The 19,394-nt window shown below is 70.7% G+C and carries 11 protein-coding genes; 3 read left to right on the top strand and 8 right to left on the bottom strand.

What is annotated here, in order from left to right; translation table 11 throughout:
- Nucleotides 1-863 (top strand): glycoside hydrolase family 27 protein (locus VHS75_RS20115; protein ID WP_329640401.1); only part of this gene is annotated, 863 nt, incomplete at its 5' end.
- On the opposite strand, the gene VHS75_RS20110 is transcribed toward VHS75_RS20115, so the two are convergent.
- Genes VHS75_RS20110 through VHS75_RS20095 form a run of 4 tightly spaced genes read right to left on the bottom strand, consistent with a single transcriptional unit; the run spans nt 860 to nt 7,689 of the window.
- On the bottom strand, nt 860-1,843 hold the full coding sequence (locus VHS75_RS20110) for a Gfo/Idh/MocA family protein (protein WP_329640400.1): 984 nt from the start codon (nt 1,841-1,843) through the stop codon (nt 860-862). The two genes, VHS75_RS20115 and VHS75_RS20110, sit on opposite strands and share 4 nt — an antisense overlap.
- Before the next feature lie 50 nt (nt 1,844-1,893).
- Entirely contained in the window at nt 1,894-5,031 is a 3,138-nt protein-coding gene (locus VHS75_RS20105) for a CusA/CzcA family heavy metal efflux RND transporter (RefSeq protein ID WP_329640399.1), read from the bottom strand.
- The gene (locus tag VHS75_RS20100; RefSeq protein ID WP_329640398.1) at nt 5,028-6,185 is read right to left on the bottom strand and encodes an efflux RND transporter periplasmic adaptor subunit; all 1,158 of its coding nucleotides are present in this window, start codon (nt 6,183-6,185) and stop codon (nt 5,028-5,030) included. Before VHS75_RS20100 ends, VHS75_RS20105 begins: the two co-directional genes overlap by 4 nt.
- Nucleotides 6,175-7,689 carry an efflux transporter outer membrane subunit gene (locus VHS75_RS20095; RefSeq protein ID WP_329640397.1) on the bottom strand — a complete coding sequence of 505 codons (1,515 nt, stop codon included), beginning with the start codon at nt 7,687-7,689 and terminating at the stop codon, nt 6,175-6,177. The genes VHS75_RS20100 and VHS75_RS20095 overlap by 11 nt, the downstream gene beginning before the upstream one ends.
- A 239-nt stretch (nt 7,690-7,928) precedes the next feature.
- Here VHS75_RS20095 and VHS75_RS20090 point away from each other — a divergent pair, with 239 nt between their 5' ends.
- Together VHS75_RS20090 and VHS75_RS20085 are read left to right on the top strand one after the other, a co-directional pair.
- On the top strand, nt 7,929-8,885 hold the full coding sequence (locus VHS75_RS20090; protein WP_329640396.1) for an ornithine cyclodeaminase family protein: 957 nt from the start codon (nt 7,929-7,931) through the stop codon (nt 8,883-8,885).
- A 55-nt stretch (nt 8,886-8,940) separates the two neighbouring features.
- Nucleotides 8,941-10,278: a 2-hydroxycarboxylate transporter family protein gene (locus VHS75_RS20085; RefSeq protein ID WP_329640395.1), complete on the top strand. Its 1,338-nt coding sequence runs from the start codon at nt 8,941-8,943 to the stop codon at nt 10,276-10,278.
- Here the strand turns inward: VHS75_RS20085 and VHS75_RS20080 are convergent.
- The 4 genes from VHS75_RS20080 to VHS75_RS20065 form a co-directional block, all read right to left on the bottom strand.
- On the bottom strand, nt 10,275-10,724 hold the full coding sequence (locus tag VHS75_RS20080; RefSeq protein WP_329640394.1) for a hypothetical protein: 450 nt from the start codon (nt 10,722-10,724) through the stop codon (nt 10,275-10,277). The two genes, VHS75_RS20085 and VHS75_RS20080, sit on opposite strands and share 4 nt — an antisense overlap.
- A gap of 119 nt (nt 10,725-10,843) precedes the next feature.
- Entirely contained in the window at nt 10,844-12,124 is a 1,281-nt protein-coding gene (locus VHS75_RS20075) for a glycosyltransferase family 4 protein (protein WP_329640393.1), read from the bottom strand.
- A gap of 380 nt (nt 12,125-12,504) precedes the next feature.
- Nucleotides 12,505-15,660 (bottom strand): CHAT domain-containing protein, encoded by a 3,156-nt coding sequence (locus tag VHS75_RS20070; RefSeq protein ID WP_329640392.1) that lies wholly within the window; start codon nt 15,658-15,660, stop codon nt 12,505-12,507.
- Nucleotides 15,657-19,382 (bottom strand): filamentous hemagglutinin N-terminal domain-containing protein, encoded by a 3,726-nt coding sequence (locus VHS75_RS20065; RefSeq protein WP_329640391.1) that lies wholly within the window; start codon nt 19,380-19,382, stop codon nt 15,657-15,659. Before VHS75_RS20065 ends, VHS75_RS20070 begins: the two co-directional genes overlap by 4 nt.
- Nucleotides 19,383-19,394: the final 12 nt, after the last annotated feature.

Below are 19,394 nucleotides of genomic sequence, written 5' to 3'. Positions count from 1 at the left end.
GGCTCAAGCTCGGCATCTACGAGGACGCCGGCACCGCGACCTGCGCCGGGTTCCCCGGCAGCTACGGGCACTACGCCCAAGACGCCAAGACGTTCGCGTCCTGGGGCGCCGACTACCTGAAGCTCGACTGGTGCAACATGCCGTTCGGTGACTTCCCAGGTGAGACCCACCAGCAGGTGGCCCAGACGCTGTACACCCAGATGAGCGACGCGCTCACCGCGACGGGCCGGCCGATCGTGTTCAGCATGTGCAACGGCTGGGACTCGTCGGTGCAGCCGCAGACCTGGGCCCAGCCAGTGGCCAACCTGTGGCGCACGACAAGCGATATATCCGACAGTTTCGGGAGCATGCTGTCCAACTTCAGCCAGAACGTGCAGTACTGGCGGGACGCGCGACCAGTGGCCTGGAACGACCCGGACATGCTGGAAGTCGGCAACGGCGGCATGACGCCGGTTGAGTACCGCACCCACATGAGCCTGTGGGCGTTGCTGGCCGCGCCGTTGCTGGCGGGCAACGACCTGACCAAGATGACGCCCGACACCCTGGCGATCCTCACCAATCGCGAGGTGGTCGCCATCGACCAGGACCCCGCGGGCCGCCAGGGCGATCGGGTGACGGCGGAAGGGCCGCTGGAGGTCTGGGCCAAGCCGTTGAGCCGCGGCGGCAAGGCCGTGGGGCTGTTCAACCTCTCGGACCAGCCGTCCTACGTCGAGGTCAACTATGCCGACCTGGGCATCAGGACGCTGGTCGCCACCCGCGACGTCTGGGCGGCCAAGGACCTGGGCAAGCTCCGATCCTACCGCGTCCTGGTGATGGGCCACGGGGTGGTGCTTTTGCGGCTGGGCGCGCCCTCTGCAGGTTAGACCCGGACCGGAAGGCCCGTCCTGAGCGACTGCCGCGCGGCCTCGGCGAGGCGGAGGGAGCGGACGCTGTCGGCGTAGCCGGTCTCGGGTTGGGCCTGGCCCGACAGGATGTCGGCGAAGTGCTCCATCTCGCTGCGGTAGGCCGCGGCGTAGCGGGCGATGAAGTCCATGTAGCGCGGCGCGCTCGTGGCGCCGGTCTCGCGCCACGCCTGGAGGGTGTCCTGCAACAGGTCGCCGGCCCGCAGCATGCCGCGCGGACCGAAGGCCTCGACCCGCTGATCGAAGCCGTAGCCGCTGCGCCGGGTGTTGCTGATCGAACAGAGCCGGCCCTTGGCGTCACGCAGCAGGGTACGGGCGGTGTCGACGTCGCCGGCCGCGCCGATGGCCGGATCCACCAAGCAGCTCGCCCAGGTGAAGACCTCGACGAACGGGTCGGGCGCCAGCCAGCAGGCCAGGTCGAAGTCGTGGATGGTGAAGTCGCGATAGAGCCCGCCGCTGGTGGGAATGAAGTGGGCGGGCGGCGGCGCCGGGTCGTGGCTCGTGATGTTCAGGGTCTCGAGGTCGCCGATCTCGCCGGCCGCGATGCGAGCCTGCAGCGCGCGGCAATCGGGGTCGAAGCGGCGGTTGAAGGCGACGTAGAGCGGGGCTTTCGGATGGGCGAGCTCAGGCTCGGCGGCCAGCAGGCTGGCGAGGTCGAGGTCCAGCGGCTTCTCGCAGAACACCGCCTTGCCGGCGGCCAGGCAGGCCTTGACCAGCGTCAGGTGCGTATCGGTCGAGCTGGCGATGATGACGCCTTCGACGCCGGCGTCGGCCAGCACCTGCTCGACGCTGGCGACCTGGGCGCCGGCGGAGGCGGCGATCCCCGCGGCGTCCGGCCGTGGATCGACCAGCCACGCAACCTCCAGCCGCGGATTGTGGGCGGCGTTGGCCAGGTGGACGGCGCCCATCCGCCCGGCCCCGATCTGCGCGATCCTGTGCATGGCGTCCTTCTAGGGAGCTAAGTCAGGGCAGCACAAGGCGCAGTTCGCGGTCAGACCTGCAGCCGGTCGTCCGGGCGCGCGGCCAGGGCGTAGAGCGCCGGCATCAGGAAGACGCTGATCAGGAGGCGCGTGAAGAGGCCGCTGACGATCACTAGGGCAAAGGGCCGCTGGCTGTCAGTGCCGACCCCGGTGGCGAGCGCGGCGGGCAGCAGACCGAAGGCCGCGACCAGGGCGGTCATGGTGATCGGCCGTAGTCTGAGGATCGCGCCTTCGCGGATCGCTTCGTTCAAGGGAATGCCGTCACGCCGGAGCTCGTTGACGTAGGAGATGTAGACCACGGCGGTCTGCACCGAGACCCCGAGCAAAGCCAGGAACCCGACGCCCGATGACACCGAGAACGGCGTGCCGGTCAGCCAGAGCGCCAGGATGCCGCCCACCGGCGCCGAGAGCACCACGCCGGCCAGGGTGATGAAGGGGAACTTGAAGTTCCCGTAGAGGGCGAAGAGCAGCATGAAGATCAGGAAGACGGTCAGCGGCAGGATCACCTTCAGCTGATCGCGCGAGGCGGTGTACTCGGTGTAGTCGCCGCCCCAGTCCATGCGGTAGCCCTGCGGCAGGGCCACGTGGGCGTTCACCTGGCTGATGGCGTCCTGTACGGCGCCGGCCAGGTCGCGGCCCTCCACCGAGAACTGCACGCCGATGTAGCGGGAGTTGTTCTCGCGGTAGATGAAGGACGCGCCGCTCTGCACCGAGATGTCGGCAAACTCCTTGAGCGGGAGCTGCTGGCCGCCCGGCGTCGCGACAAGGATATTGCCGATCGCCTGCGGGTTGTCGCGGAACTGCTGGTCGAGGCGCACAACCAGGTCGAACTGCTTTTCCTGCTGCACCACCTGGGTCGCCGTGTCGCCGCCGATCGCGGCGGTGATCAGGGCGTTGATGTCGTCGGCGTTGAGCCCGTAGCGGGCGATCTTGGCGCGGTCGATTTTGACCACCAGGCTGGGCTGGCCGAGCTCGTGGACCAGGGTGACGTTGGTGATCCCGCGCACGTGCTGCAGGATGGCCTTCACGGCCTTGCCCTTGGCCTCCAGCGTGTTCAGGTCGCCGCCGAACACCTTGACCGCCAGCGCGCTCTTCAGGCCGGTCTCGGCCTCGTCGACGGCGTCCTCGGCCGGCTGGGTGTAGTTGAAGATCACGCCCGGGAAGGCCGCGAGCTTCTTGTTGATGGCGGCGATCAGCTGCGGCTTGGTGTGGTAGGCGCCGCGCCATTCGCTGTAGGGCTTCAGGCCCACATAGAACTCGACGTTGAAAAAGCCCGTCGGGTCGGTGCCGTCGTCCGGGCGGCCGAGCTCGGAGCCGACGGTGGTGACCTCCGGGAACGAGCGCAGGATCTCGCGCACCTTCGGCGTCAGCTTGGCGGACTCGTCATAGCTGATGGTCGACGGCATGGTGGCACGCACCCAGAGTGCGCCTTCGTCGAGTTGCGGCATGAACTCCGCGCCGATCAGCGGCACGAGCAGCAGCGACAGGGCGAACAGGATCCCGCAGGCGGCGGTGACGCCCCAGCGGTGCTCCAGGCAGAAGTCGAGGCCCGAGACATAGCGGGCCTTCACCCACTCGAAGCCGGGGTTGTGGCGCTCTTTCACGCCATTGCGCATGAACCAGGCGCACAGCACTGGCAGCAGGATCAGGGTGGCGAACAGCGAGCCCACCAGGGCGAAGATCATGGTGTCGGCCATCGGCCGGAAGAGGGTCCCGGACGGTCCGGACAGGACATAGATCGGCAGGAAGCTGACCACGATCACCAGCACGGCGTAGAACAGCGGCCGGTCCACCTCCGAGGCCGCGTCGCGGATGATCTCGCCGACGTTGGCCCGCGTGCCTTTTCGAAGCGCGATCTGCCGGAAGATATTCTCCACCATCACCACCGCGGCATCGACCAATATGCCGAAGTCGATGGCCCCGATGGACAGCAGGTTGGCCGAGGCCTTCTGGATGTTCAGGCAGGTGAAGGCGAACAAGAGCGCCAGCGGAATGGTCGCCGCCACGATCAGCCCGGCGCGGAAATCGTAGAGGAAGAAGATCAGCACCACGATCACCAGCAGCATGCCGCGCAGCAGGTTGCCCTCGACGATGTGGGTGGTCAGCGTGATCAGGTCGACGCGGTCATAGAAGGGGACGATCTTCACGTCCTTGGGTAGGACCTGCTCGTTGAGCTGCTGGGTCTTGGCCTCGACGCGTTTGAGGACGTCCTGGGTCTTCTCGCCGGTGCGCAACAGGATCACGCCCTCGACGGCGTCGTCCTGCTTCTCGAAGCCGAATTCCCCGAGGCGAGGCGCGATGCCGATCTGGGCGCGGCCGACATCCTTGAGCAGGGTCGGCACGCCGTTGTGGACCGCCAGGACGACGTTGCCGATGTCCTCCACCGTGCTGATCCGGCCCAGGCCGCGGACGTAGTAGAACTGGCCGCCCTGCGAATAGAACCCGCCGCCGGCGTTGGAGTTGTTGGCCCCCAGCGCGGTCTCCGCCTGCTGGATCGAAAGGCCCGCGCCGGCCAGCTTCGCCGGATCGAACAGCACCTGGTACTGCATGGTCCCGCCGCCGAAACCGCTATCGTCGGCGACGCCGGGCACGGCCTTGAAGGCCGGCTGGATGACCCAGTCCTCGAAGGTCTTCAGTTCCATCGGCGAGCGGTCGGGGCTCTGCAGGACGTAGCGGTAGATCAGGCCGGAGGGCGAGGAGAGCGGCGAGACCGAGGGCGTGACGCCGGTCGGCAGGCCAAGGCCCTGCAGGTTGTTGAACACCTGCTGGCGGGCGAAATACCTATCGGTACCGTCGGCGAAGGTCAGGGTGACGTCGGAGAGGCCGTAGAGCGAGATCGAGCGCGTGCTGACGGTCTTCGGGATGCCGGTCAGGCCGATCTCGGTCGGCACGGTGATCAGCCGTTCCACCTCCTCGGCGGCGTGGCCCGGCCATTGGGTGATGACCTCGACCATCGGCGGCGACAGGTCCGGATAGGCGTCCACCGGCAGCCGCTGCAGCGACCAGACGCCGACGCCGATCAGCACGGCGGTCATCAGCAGGACCAGGAGCGGCTGGCGCAGCGCCGTGGCCACGACGCGGTTCATCACCGATGTGGAGGTCGGCGCTTCCGGCGCGTCCGGGGCCGAAGGAGGAGGCGCCTCGCTCACTGGTTCTGCATGAACTGGACGAAGACGGCGCCGTCGACGACCACCTTGTCGCCGGCGCTGAGGCCGGCCGGGACCTCGTACTGATCGCCGGTGGCGTAGCCGAGGGTCACGTGTTTGCGCGCGAAGCCGCCGCCGGGTTGGGCGACGTAGACGAACGGCAGGTTCTCATCGTCACGCAGCACGGCCGAGGCGGGGACCACGAGGCCGTTGGTGGCCGGGCGCGACTGGATCTTCACCCGCACGTACATCTGCTTCTTGAGCACGCCGCCGGGGTTGGCGACGACGACGCGGGCCAGGACCGCGCGGGTGTCGGGGTTCACCAGGGCGGCGATGTTGTCGACGGCGCCCGTCACGGCGGGGCCGACTCCGGTCTCGACGCTGGCCGGATCGCCGACGCCGATCGCGCCGATGTCCGAGCCCGCGATCTGCGCCATCACCCAGACCTTCGACAGGTTGGCGACGGTGAAGGCCGGCGTCGTTCCCGCCTGCAGGAGCTGGCCCGGCGTGATCAGCTTTTCGACCACGGTGCCAGCGATGGGGCTGCGGATCTTGCCCTCGATGCGCGGGGCGAGGCGGCCCGCCTGCACGTCCTTGATCGCCTGCGGATCGATGTTGAGGCCGACGAGGGCCTGCAGCGCCGCGTCGCGGTCGGCCTCGGCGTTGACGGCGTCGGTCTGGGCCTGCTGGGCCTCCCGCTGGGAGACGCCCTTGTGCGCGGCAAGGTCTTTGTCGGCGTCGGCGAGCTGGCGAAGCGTGCGCGCGGTGGCGAGCGCCTTGGCATAGGCGCTGAGTGCGGCGGCGTAGTCGGGCGAGTCCACGGTGGCGAGCGTATCGCCGGCCTTCACCACCTGGCCCGGCTGGACGAGCAGGCGCGACACCGGGCCGGAGATCGGCGACAGCACGCTGGTCGCCTGGTCGTTGTCGAAGTCGACCACACCACTGGCCTCGACGGTCTTGTGGAAGGCCGCGGGCGCGATTGTGTAGAGGCGGATGTGCTGCAGCTGGGCCGCGGTGAGCGTCACCAGGGTCGGCGTCGCCGAGGCGGACTGGGCGCTGTAGCTCGGCTTCGGCGAACAGCCGGCCAGGGCGGCGAGCGCCAGGCTGAGCGCGGCGGCGGCGAGCGCGGCCTTCTGCAAGGGCGGGCTAGTTGGCATTGGCATCCTTGGCGAGGTCGGGACGGCGCCACCAGCCGCCGCCGAGCGACTGGAAGAGGGCCGCGGTGTCGGCGAAACGGGCGGCCTGGGCCTGGACGAGCGCGATCCGCGCCTGCTGGTAGGCCTGCTGGGCGTTGAGCAGCGTAAGCCCGCTGGCGTAGCCGTCCTGCGCCTGGCGCCGGGTGAGGTCGAGGGTGACCTTGGCGGCGTCGAATGCGAGGGCGCCGGCTTTCAGGCCGTCGGCGTCCTGCTGGATGGCCGCCAGGCTGTCGGCGACGTTCTGGAAGGCCCCCAGCACGGTGCTACGATACTGCTGCGCGGCCTGCTCGTAGTTGGCCTTGGCCGCGCGTTCCTGGTGCAGCAGGGTCCCGCCTTCGAAGATCGGCGCGGTCGCCGCCGCGCCGAGGCTCCAGAAATTGGTGCCGGGCGTGAAGGCCTGGCTGAGCGCGATGGCGGTGTTGCCGGCCACGGCGGTCAGCTGGATGTTCGGGAAGCGGTTGGCCTCGGCGACGCCGACCTGGGCGCTGGCGGCGTGCAGGTTGGCCTCGGCCTGGCGCACGTCAGGCCGCTGTCGCACCAGCATGGACGGCAGGCTCACCGGGAGGTCCGTGGGCAGTTGCAGGCTGGCGAGGTCGATCCTGGCCAGGGCCGCCTCGCTGGGGAACCGGCCGGTCAGAGCGGCCAGCTGGTCGTGCTGTTGCGCGGCCTGTTTCAACAGCGGCGGCAGGCTGGCGGCGGCCTGGGCGAGCTGGGTTTCCTGGGCGGCGACGTCGATGCCGCTGGCGTAGCCCTTGTCGGCCTGAAATTTCAGGATCCCGACGCTCTGGGTCTCGATATCGATGAGCTGGCGGGTGGCGTCGATCTGGGCTTGCAAGGATGCATCCTGGATCGCGGCGACCACCACATTGCTGGTCAGCGTCAGGTGCGCGGCGATCATCTGGAAGCGGACCGACTGCTCCTGCGCCTTGGCCGACTCCACCGTGCGCCGGGTCAGGCCGAAGACGTCGAGGGCGTAGGAGACGCTCACCTGCGGCGTGAAGAGATTGAACTGGCTTGCATTGTCGGCCGGCGTCGGGGCGAGCGCGCCGGACTGCCGCTGGCGCGTGGCGGAATAGCCGGCGGAGACCTGCGGATAGTAGGCGCCCTTTTGCGAGAGCGTGGTCTCGTGCGCGGCGGTTAGGGCGGCCCGGGCGGCTTTCAGGTCCGGGTTCGCCGCCAGCGCCTGGGTGACCAGGTCGTTGATCGGCTGGGAATGGAAGAGCGTCCACCAGTCGCCGGCGATGTCGGCGCCGCTGGCGAAGGTCTGGGCCTGGCCCGCGACGCCGGGCGTCGAGGCGGTCGGGGCCAGCGGCTCGGCGGTGTAGCCGCGCACCGACGGGGGCGCCGGCGTCTTGAAATTGGGGCCCACGGCGCAGGCGCCGAGGCTGAGCGCGCCGAGCGCCGCCAGCAGCGGCGAGACGCGCCGTCGCCGAGGTTCGGCCGTAAGACGTTCCGCGGTGCGCATCGTGAGGGCGGGGCTTGGCTCGAAGGGCTCGGACAGGGGTATTTGCTCTCGGTAGCTGAGCCGTAGTTCCGCGTCTATGTTATAACATTACCTCCGGATGACACAGGGCCGAAGACCTGGCTGGGTGCCCCAGGATCGTGGCGCCAATCGGACGGGTTCGCGTCAGTCTGAAATGCTGGCGGCGGACGGGTCTTCGGCCTAGGTGAGGCGCGTTGGCGCAAAAGCCCAGGAGACCGCGCATGAGGGTGATCGACCGGGACGAGGTGGCGGCGCGGCTGACCTACGACATCTGCATTCCGCTGGTGCGCCGGGCGATGATCGCGCTGTCTCGGGGTGAGACGCGGCAGCTTCTGCGGCAGATCATCCAGCTGGGCGGCGGGCGGATGTTCGGGACCATGCCCGGCGCGCTGGGCGAGCGGGCGATGTTCGGCTGCAAGCTGGTCAGCGTCTTTCCGGAGAACTTCGCGAAAGGCGTGCAGTCGCACCAGGGCGTGGTCGTCCTGTTCGACGGCGAGAGCGGCGCGCCAGTCTGCGTCGTCCACGCCGGCGAGCTCACCGCCATCCGCACCGCCGCGGCCAGCGCCGTCGCCACGGATGCATTGGCGCGGCCCGACGCCACCCGGCTCGCTATACTGGGCTATGGCGAGCAGGCCCTGACCCACGCGCGGGCCATCTCCGAGGTGCGGCCGCTGAGTGACATCACCGTCTGGGGCCGCTCGTTCGAAAAGGCGCAGGCCTTCGCGGATGAGCTGGCCGCCGAGCTGGATCTGCCGGTCGCGGCCTTCGCGGACGTCCAGGACACGGTCGCCGAGGCCGACATCATCTGCACGGTCACCAGCGCCGCCGAGCCGATCCTCAAGGGCGCCTGGGTGAAGCCGGGAACGCACCTGAACCTGGTGGGCTCCAGCTTCGCGGGGCCGACGGAAGTCGACGACGACCTGGTCGTGCGTTCGCGATTCATCGCTGACTATCGCGAGGGCGTGCTGGCGCAGGGCGCGGAATTCCTGCGCGCCAAGCAGGCCGGCCTGATCGGCGACGACCATGTGGTGGGCGAGATCGGCCAGGTGCTGGACGGCGCCCTGCCGGGCCGCCAGTCGCCGGATCAGATCACCGTCTACAAGTCCCTCGGCCATGTGGTGCAGGACCTTGCCGCCGCCCAGGCGCTCTATGAAGCGAGCCCGGAGGCCCGCGGATAGGACGCGCGCTGACGAGGGCTGGCGCGACGCGCGCGCGGCGGGCAAGCTTCACCTAATGCCTCCTGACAGCCCCGCTCCGGATTCGCCGCCGCCCGCAGCCGCCGCCTGGTGGCGGATCATGGACCTGCGGATCGGCATCGTGCCGGCTCCGGTGGCGATCCTCGGCGCCGCGGTGGCCGCGGCCTTCGTGCGGCTGGGCGCGGCGCCGTCGGACATCCTGATGAACATCGTGGTGCTGGCGATCGGCGGCTTCGTCTGCGCCGAGATCGGCAAGCGCACGCCGGGCCTGAAGAACCTCGGCCTCGCGGCGATCCTGGCAACCTTCCTGCCGTCCTATCTGGTCTACGCCCACCTGCTGCCGAAGGACCTGGTCAAGTCGATCTCGGCCTTCACCGACAACTCCAACTTCCTCTACCTGTTCATCGCCGCGATCATCGTGGGCTCGATCCTGGGCATGGATCGCCGCGTGCTGATCTCGGGCTTCCTGAAGATCTTCGTGCCCCTCGCGGCGGGATCGGTCGTCGCCACCGCCGTCGGCTGCGCCGTGGGGACGGCGCTCGGCCTCGGCCTGCAGCACACCTTCTTCAAGGTGGTGGCGCCGATCATGGCCGGCGGGGTCGGCGAGGGCGCGATCCCGCTCACCATCGGCTACGCCCAGTTCAGCCACCAGCCGCAGGGCGAGCTGTTCGCCGAGGTGCTGCCGGCGGTGATGCTGGGCAGCCTGACGGCGATCCTGTTCGCCGGCGTCCTGAACGCGGCGGGCAAGCGCTGGCCCAGCCTGACCGGCGAGGGCCGCCTGCAGCCTGGCGAAGTCGATGACGAACCCTTCGCCAGTCCAGAGGCGCCGCGCGCGCCGGTGAGCGCCGTCGACGTCGGCGCGGCGCTGGTGATGGCGGTGACGCTGTACCTCGTCGGCGCCCTGACCCAGAAGCTCTGGAACTGGCCGGGGCCGGTGGTGATGCTGGCGCTTGCGGTCGCGATGAAGTTCGGCCGGGTGGCGTCGCCGCGACTGGAGCGGGGCGCCTTCGCCAATTTCCAGTTCTTCTCGACGGCGGTCACCTACCCGCTGCTGTTCGCTATCGGGGTGGCCAAGACGCCTTGGGAGAAGCTGCTCGGCGCCTTCAACCTGCCGACGCTGACCACCATCGTCGTCACGGTCGCAACCTTGATGGGGACCGGCTTCGCCGTCGCCCGCTGGGTGAAGCTCTATCCGATCGACGCGGCGATCGTCACCGCCTGCCATTCCGGCCAGGGCGGCACCGGTGACGTGGCGATCCTCACCGCCGGCAACCGCATGCAGCTGATGCCCTTCGCCCAGATCGCCACGCGCATCGGCGGGGCGATCATGGTCACCCTGACCCTGATCGCGTTCGCCCGGTTGGGCGGCGGCTAGTTGGCGGCCTTGGCGATGTAGGCGTCCAGCGCCTGGCGGGCTTCGGCCTTGCAGCCGGCCTGATCGGCGAGCCTCAGGATCTGATCCAGCGTGGTGGCGCTCTCCGCCGGCGGGCAGAAGCCGCCGCGGCGCGCCCCGAAGGTCCGGCCTTGCGGCGGCGGTTCGAGAAGGGCTTTCAGGCTGTCGAACTTGGCGCTGTCGTTGGCGGCTAGCTTGGCGCCGGGCAGGGTGACGCCGCCGGGGCCGGCCTGCAGGGTGGTGACCTCGCCGGAGGCGCGCATGACGGTGAGCGTCTTGCCGGCGGCGACGGCCACCCGCATGCCGGCGTCCAGCGCCATGCCGCGCTTGACGCCCGGATCCGTGGAATTGACGACGATATAGTCGCTGGCGGCGGCCGCCCCGGCGACGCCGGAGGCGAGAAGAACGCCAAGGAGAAGGCGACGCATTCGAAACCTCATGTGCAACCACCGCCCCCAGGCGGTGAGGTTTGTCCTGATTGGGTACCACAAGGTACGGGCGCCCGCAGCGTTTAGCTGCAGGTAAGGTTACGACCGATCGCCACCCTCTAGGGAAATCGCACCACGCCGTACTTGGCGAGCCACACCAGGCCGCGCTCCAGGAACGGACGCCGATCCGGCGGAAATTTCGCCAGCAGGGCCTCGACGGCGGCGAGCCGATCCTGCGACAGGGCGCCGATCAGCGCCTCGGTCTCCGGCAGGGTGGGGAGGCGGCCTTCGGCGCCGCGCACCGACGGCGCGGCCATGATCGCAGCCAGTTCCTGAGGCGCGAAGGCGCGGGTCAGCTGCACCGTATCGGTGTGGACCAGCGTATGGCTGGGATAGGCGGCGAACATCCGGAAGGGATCGAGCCCCCAGGGGCTTTCCGCGCCCTGGCCCGGGCGCTGGACCGGCGCGGCCTTGCGGCGGCGTTCCAGCTCTGCCCACAGCGCCTGATATTGCGGGATCACCGCGCGCCAGTCGAGGAGTGTCCGCGCGCGCTCGGCGGCGGCCTTACCCATCCGCGCGCGCAGGTCCGGGTTGGAGAACAGCGCCGCCAGGGCCTGGGCGGCCTGCTCCACGTCGACGGCGGTGAACTGCCACTGGGCGGTGACATAGTCCGCATAGCCGCCCATGCCGTGGGCGTAGCGGTAGGCCAGGTCGGCGCCCAGGCCCGGCCGCGGCGCCGTGGTGCGGATCAGGAAGCCATCGGTCTGATGCCGCAGCGTGGAACGGTAGCCGTCCCAGTCGGAGACCACGCAGGGCAGGGCCGCGGCCATGGCCTCCGGCACGGTCAGGCCGAAGCTTTCCTGCACATTGTCGGAGAAGGACACGAACACATCGGCCGCCGACCAGATCGGCCCGTGGGCGTCGGGCGCCGCCTCGCCGACAAACCGCAGCTGCACGTCTGGGCAGAAGGCCGCCGCCGCCTCGCGGAACGCCTGGTCCTCCGTGGCCTCGCGCGCGCCGCCGTAGAGGATCCAGTAGACCGGCTGGCCGGTCCGCTGCGCCGCCTGCTGCAGGGCCAGGCCCATCGGCGCAGGGTTCATCTTGGTGGCGACGCTGAAGCGGCCAAAGTAAAGGGCTGCCACGGCGTCCTGGGGCACGTCGAGCGCTTCGCGCCAGCGTCGCCGCGCGTCGGGATCGAAGGTGTAGTCCTCGGCGTGCACGCCCAGCGGGATGGTGATCAGCTGGGCGGCGGGCATGCGGGTGACCCCGAAACGTCCGTGCAGGTAGTCGGCGACGGCCTCGAGCTGGGTCTGCACGGCCTTCTGCACCGCCGGTGAGGTGCAGACCAGCGCGTCCCAGGACTCCACCGGACCGATCAGCAGGCCGGCGATCTCGCCCATGACGTAGGTCTCGGCGAGGGTGTGCGTGATGCCGGTCAGCGAGTAGGCGCCGGCGCTGCGCCCAGGCCTCGCGCTGGAGCTCCGGGCTCGGAATGTGCGCGGCGCCGGGCGCCGCCAGACCCGCGCGATCCCCCGCTTCGATCCAGGCGATCGGCGACTTCGGCGGCCCCAGCCGGTCGAGCAGGGCCTGCAGGTCCTCCCGCGGCGCATCCTGGCTGTTCCAGAGGTAGATCCGCTCGACATCGGCGTGGCGCAGGAAGCCGCGGAGGAACCCTTCGCCGGCGGAATTGCGGCCCATAGGGCGCGCCAGAGCGGCGGCGTCATAAGGCTCGCGATCGAAGCGGATCGCGGCGTTGCCGGGGCTGGGCGCGGCGATGGCGCTAGTTCGCGCCGGCCGCGGCCGGGCCGGAGGTCGGCATCGCGCGGGCCCCGTCGCCGACGATGGTGAAGGGCGCCCAGAAATAGGGATGGGCCCACTCGGCGCTCTGCTGCAGGCTGCGCTGCGCCTGCTGCAGGGCCTCGGCCTCGCTGGCGGCCGACGCCGAGAAGAGGCCGGTCATCAGCCGCACCGTGGCCGCGGAGTCCACAGACCAGTGGGAGACCACCAGGGCCCGGCCGCCGGCGTAGATCACCGCCCGCGTCAGGCCACCCAGGGCCTCGCCGCCGCCTTGCAGGCCGGTGAGGTCGGAGGCCTCCGAGCCCGCGCCGCCGGTGTCGCAGGCCGACAGGACCACCAGGTCGGCGTCGAGCTTCAGGTCGAGGATCTCACTGGCGTCCAGCAGGCCGTCGCTGTCCTCGGCCGCGCCCACCGAGGTCACCAGCGCCGGCTCCGGCAGGCAGGCCGAGGGCTGCGGCAAAAGGCCGTGGGTGGCGAAGTAGAGCACCTTGAAGTCGCCCAGGTCGCCGCGGGTCTTCACCGCGTCGTCGGTGAAGGCCTTGCCGATCAGCAGGTCCTCGCCGGACGCGCCCTTGAAGCTTGCGCCCACCTTGCGGACCTCGTCGGCGGTGTCGGGCAGTTCGGGCAGGCGCAGCAGGGCCTGGCGGGTGCCCTCGCAGATGTTGGCGCCGGTGGCGGCGTTGACCGCGCCGGAGCGCCTCAGCACCGAGGCGTAGGCCCGCGGCTCGGACTTGGCGCTCGCCGGGTCGGCGAAGGCCAGGAAGCTCTGTTTGGCGCGCGAGGGGCTGAACGCCCGCGACTGCATGAAGCTGGGCGCCGACAGCACCAGAGAGGAGTCCAGCTTCGCGCCCAGCCAGGCGACCTTGCGGTAGTCGGGGTCCTTGCCGGCCGCGACGCCGGCCAGCAGAGGCGTCGGATCCTCGGTCACCAGGGTCCCGACCGGCAGCGAGATCAGCGCGCCGTCCGGCTCATAGATCAGGTGCCTGGCCGCCAGGATTTCGGTTTTCACCGGCCCGGCGAGCTTCTGGAAAAGGGCGTAGGCGCGGGCCACGTCGAAGGCCGGCAGCCCATCCTCGGCCTCGAAGGGCGAGCGGATGGCGCGCACCGCCGAGGCGGCCTGTTCGCGCGACAGGTCGAAGCGATAGGGCTTGGCGGCGGTCTGCGAGACCAGGATGCCGTAGCCGCGGCCGCCCAGCAGGACGATCTTCAGATAGACCTCGTCCTTGTGCAGGGCCTTCTGCAGGTCGGGCAGGTTGGCGGTGGCGGCGACCAGCTGGGCGTAGCGCGGATTGGCCGCCAGCAGCTGGGCCTCAAGCGTGTCGGACTGTTGCTGGAGGGTCTTCAGCTGGGCGTCGAGGCCGGCCTTGGCTTCGCCGGCGTAGGCGTTCTGCGCCTGGGCGTTGGCGACCCGGGCCTCGGTGGCGCGCAGCTCGCGCTTGGTGTCGTCGAGCGCCCGAACCAGGCCGGTGATCGCCCCGTCGCCGGAGGCGACCCGCGCGGCCAGCTTGGAGACCGTCTGGGCGGTGGCATTGGAAATCACGCTTTCGGCGGCGGAGAAGTAGCGGCCGCGATAGTCGTCGGCCTTGGCCGGATCGCTGGCGATCCTGGCGAGTAGCAGATCGAAATAGGGCGCGGCGTCATCGGCCGAGGCGCCCAGCGAGCCGCGCTGGTCCTGGAACAGGGTGAAGGCGCGGCCGAAGCTGACCAGGGCCGCATCGTCGCGGCCGGCGGCCATCTGGGCGCGGCCGAGCTGCAGCAGCAGGCCGCCCTCGGTCGCGGTGCCCGCGTGGCGCGCGCGCAGGATCTGGATGGACGCCGTGAGGCGGTCCGCCGCCTGGCCGGGCTGGCCGGCGGCCATGTCCAGATCGGCGAAATCGGCCTCGACGCGCGAGCGCAGCAGGACGTTCAGCGCCCCGGTCGCCTCGCTGGCGGTCAGCGCGCGGCCGGCCTGGGCCAGGGCCTCGCGCGCCCCGGCGGCGTCGCCCTGGGCGGCGAGACTGGAGCCGATCACCTCCCAGGCCTGGGCGTCCTGCACGAGCAGGACATCGGACATCGAGATCGCGTTGGCGCCCATCAGGTCGCCGCGACCCCCGCGGCTGTTGAGGGCGTGCGACAGCTCCGCGCCGATCGCCACCTCGCCGGTGGACACTGCCGTGACCGTCGGGCCTTTCTCGGTCAGGCCGCGGGCGATGCGCGCCTGCTGACGCGCCTGCAGGGCCGCGCGGGCGGCCTGGACGGCCTCGGGGAATTTGCCCTGGTTGCGCAGGTGGAGCGCCCGGTAGCCCAGGGCTTGCGCGGCCAGCACAGGGTCGTTGGCGCGCGCCACCTGGGCGTCGGCCAGCGCGAATTCGCGGGTCGCCTCGGCGAAGCGGCCATTGTTGGAGATGTTGAGCGCCAGGTTCAGCCTCGCCTCGCCCTGCTCGTGCGGCGGGGCGTTGCGGCCTCGCGCGTCCGCGGCCAGGGCCTGGAAATCGGTCTCGGCCTGGTCGAAGCGCCATTCGTTGTTCTGGACATAGGCGCGGGCGCTCAGCCGCGCCGGGTCGGCCGCCGCCGCGGCCTGGGCGCGGGCGAGGCCGCCGGACGTCCCGCCGAAGTCGGCGGCGATCTCGGCGCTGGCGGCGGAGACCTGCACCTCGGAGGCCGGCGGCGGCTTGGCGGCGCCGGCCACGATCCTGAGGCCGGTTTCCAGCACGTCGGCGATCTGGCTCGCGCCCTCCGCGGCGAACACCGTCTGGCCGTGCTTGGCGCCGTAGCTGAGATAGGTCGCGTTGCTGCCGGCGGCGTGGCAGGCGCGGCGGTTGACCCAGCCCAGGCCGGCCAGGCTCTCAGCCTTGGGCTCGGCGCAGGCCGCGCGCTTGGCCAGCGCCTGGCTCCAGGCGGTCCCGGCGGCGGTGTCGGGCAGGATGTAGAGCCGGCCGAGGCTCACGTCCCAGCCGCGGCAATGGATGTTCCAGCCGCGCCGGCCCTGCGCCTGCACCACCGGGTCGTCGTAGTCGCGTATGGCCTCGCACACCGCGCCACTGGTGGCGCTGCGGCCAAGCGGGATCAGGTCCGCCCGCGTCTGGGCGTGGGGCGCGCCGGCCGGACCCAGCAGGAGGGCCGCCCCGCTCAGCGCCGCCAGGAACCGGGCGCCGCTCATGGCTTGGCCTCCGGCTTCTTGTCCGGCGCCGGCGTGCGCTTGCGCCAGATCTCTTCGCTGCCGGCGCCGGTGACCACCGGCTCGGCCAGCACGGCTTCGGCGTCAGGCGGCGCGTTTGAGAGCAGCGGCGGTCCGCTGTTACGGCCGCCCGCGCCGCGCGCCGCGGCGCTTTCGGCGTCGTCGCCTAGCAGGTCGCCCTCGGTGGAGACGTTCAGGTTCGGCGTGTCCTGCTGCAGGTTGGCGGTGAGGTCGGAGGCCGCCGAGCACTGGTTGGTGCCGAACGTGCAGCTGTTGAACCGATAGACCGAGCCGGCGGGCGCCGTGGTCGGGTTGCCGGCGCTGTCGAGGATCGCCACCGACAAGATGCCGCCGGCCGGGAAGCTGGACACGATGCTGCCGCCGGGGCCCAGCAGCGAGCCGTAGAGATCGACCAGCTGCGGCGGATCGAGGATCAGGTTGGGGTTGCTCTTGCCGGTGAGGAACAGGCCGATCGACCGGTCGGCCGTGGTGGCGGTGTTCTGCGAGACCGCCCGGCCTGGCGCCGACAGCTCCAGGTCGCCCGCCGCCACCAGCACGCGGTTCTGCTCGGCGGTGATCGGGGCCACGCCCGCGGGCCGGTTCTTGCCGATCTCGATGTCGGCGATGGAGGCCTGCTGGATGAGGCCGATGAAGCGCTGGGAGCCGATGACGATGTCCTGGGCCGCGAACAGCCGGACGTGGTCGAACGCGCGGACGTTGGAATAGACGTCGTTCGCGAAATTCGCCGCCCCGATCGTGCCGCTGACCAGCACCGAGGTCGGCCGCCAGACGGTGTTCGTGGGGGCGCCGATCTGGATCATCCCGCCGGATGCGCTCGGCGCCATCACGCCCTGGATCAGGGCGTTGTGGCCGCCGCCGACCAGGAAGTTCACCTGCGGCGTGGCGGCCGGATTGACGTCGAGCTGCAGCACGGTGAGGTCGCCGCGCGCGGTCCCGGCCGCCGCGCCGGCGTAGAGGCTGACCTGGCCGGTGGCGCGGATGCGTCCGAACTCGGCGTTGTCGAGCCACAGGCCCGACGCCGGCGTACCGTCCGCGGCCGACCCGCCGACCCGCAGAGCCCCGCTGGCCGACTCCACCTGCACGTTGGCCGCGGTGACCGCGCCGCCGAGCGCCAGGTCGTTGGCGATGATGTCGACGGTCCCGGGTCCGCTCACGCCCTTCAGGCTGGCCACGCCGCCGACGTTGAGCGTGATGTTGCGCCCGGCCGTCAGGTCGCCGCCCGCGGTGAAGTCGCCCGGCGTGGTGATCGAAAGGTCGCGGCCAACGGCCCCCAACTGCTGGCCCAGCGAGAAGCTGGAACCTTGGAGCGTGAGGTCGCGACCGGAGGTGAAGCTGACCACCTGCACGCCGCCGCCCGTCGCCTTTAGCGTCAGGTCTTGCCCGGCGACCAGCGCGCCGGCAGTGACTGTGCGGCCGGTGAGCGCGATCGAGCCGGATGTGGCGGTGATATTGCCTACCGTCAGCGCGCCGCTGGCGCCGATGGTGAGGTTGCGGGCGGCGACCAGCGGACTGGCGCTGGAGAAGTCGCCAGCGGTGGTCATCAGGGTGACGTCGCGGCCGGCCTGGACGGCGCTGAAGTTCACCGTCGGGGCGCTGAGCGTCGCGTCGCGCTGGGCGCTGACGGTCAGGGCGCCGGACAGGGCGGTAGCCACCTGCACGATGGCGTCCTGGCCCGCGACGACGCTGACGGCGGTGGCGCCGCTGACCGACCCGGTCTGCTGGCCGAGCACGGCGTTGCCGTCCAGCGACGACACCGAGACCACGCGGCCGTTGTTCGCGGCGTCCGGGCTGCCGGCGATGACCAGTCCGACGGCGTCCGGTCCGGAACCCGTCAGGATGGCGTTGGTCAGGGTCGCATTGCCGCCGCTGGCCAGCAGATAGACGTCGTCGCCCGCCTGCGCCGTGCCGACCGTGGCCGAACCGCCCGACGAGGAGACATAGATGTCGCCGCCGCTGACCGCCGTGCCGACGTTGATCGTCCCGCCGCGCACCAGGACCTCCGGGGCGCTGATCGTGCCGACGGTGAGGGTTCCGGCCTGGACGTCGGCGGCCGCGCCGGCGGTGACGCTGGTCAGGTTCGCCGACGCCAGATCGACGATCACGCTGCCGCCTGCGATCAGGGTGATCGAGCCGCCCGAAGCCGCGCCGGACCCGCTGCCCAGGGCGAGGTCGGCGGCGGCTTGCACGTTCAGCGTCTGGCCCGTTCCGCCGCTGAGGCTCAGGCTGTCGATGGCGACGTTGTTGCTCGACGTGATCTGGCCGTTGCCGCTCAGCGCCAGCGAACCGGCGTTCACGTCGCCGGCCTCGCTCCTGAGGGTCAGGGTGCGGCCCACCGCGAGCGAATTGGCCTGGACCGACTGCCCGTCGAGGGACACATCGCGCGCGCCCGTGGCCGAGCCCAGGGCGATCATCTGGGTGGCGACCAGGTTCACATCGCGCCCGGCGGTGAGGTTCGACAGCAGGCTCGGGTCCGTGGCGTCCGCGAGCAGCAGCGTGGCGGTGTGGGTCAGCTGCGTCTCGGATCGGCCAAGCGCGCCGGGGAGCGCCACTTCGCAGCCGTTGCTGGTGATGGGGCACCCGGGGCCCGGGATCACCGGCACGGTGATCGGCGCCGGCGGCAGGCGCGTGAAGGGCTGGCCGAACACTTGGCCGAGGGTCGCCAGGCGGATGTCGCGCACGGCCGACATGGTCCCCAGGTAGAAGTCGGTGTCGCTGCCGCCGACCGTGGGGCCGATCGCGCGCGCGGCGATGCCGCCGCCGCCCGACAGGATGATGTCGCCGCCGTCGGTCGTGGCGGCGTTCGCGGTGACCATGCCCTCGAGGTTGATCACCGCGCTGGCGGCGCTGGTGCGGCTGACGGCGGCCACGAAGACCGAGTTGGCGGTGGTGGTGTTCTGCAGGTCGAGCGCGATGGCCGCGCCGCTGCCGGCATCGCTGCTCGGGACCAGGAAGTCGACCAGGTCCAGGTCGCCCTGCACGGTCTGCGTCAGGTGCAGCTGGTAGCCGGTGGTCGCCCCATAGAGCACGCTGGAGCCGTTCGCGCCGGTCACCGCGGTGTTGGCGGCGGTGACCACGCTCGGGGCGATCAGGGCGACGAGGCCGCCATGGCCGTTGATCGACGAGCCGGTCTGCATGACCACGCTGGGCTGGGCGATCACCTCCGTGCCCGGGAAATTGAAGGTCAGGTTGTTGGGGTCAAGGAAGCCGGCCAGGTCCGGCGTCGCTGCGCTGACCAGGATGCCGCCGGCGTCGACCTGCGCGCCGGAACCGAAGATCATCCCATTCTTCGAGGCGAACCAGATGTTGCCGCCGAAGCTTCCGCCCACCTGGCCGACGATATTGCCCGACACCGTCGGGGTGTCGGTGCTGTTGATGCGGTTAAGGACGATCCAGTTGCGGGAGTCGAAGGTGTATTTGACCGTCTCGCCGCCGGCGACGTTGTAGCTCGCCCAGTCGATGACCGTGCGCGGGCCATGCAGGGTGACGTCGAGTTCGCTGGGACCGGTGACGATATTGGGCTGGCCGCCGCCGGCGTTGACCTGCGGGCTGCCGCCGAGCGAGGGCAGGGCGACCGCGGGCGTGGTGAGGGCTGCGAAGCCCAGCAGGGCGCCGCAAAGGGCGGTTTGCGCCAGGAGGTCGCGGCGACCCCGGCGGGGCGGTCGATGAGCGGCTGAGGAGGTCATGGTCACGTCTCC

Source organism: Phenylobacterium sp., assembly GCF_036264965.1.
GTDB lineage: Bacteria > Pseudomonadota > Alphaproteobacteria > Caulobacterales > Caulobacteraceae > Phenylobacterium.
This window is presented reverse-complemented; position numbering and strand designations above follow the sequence as displayed.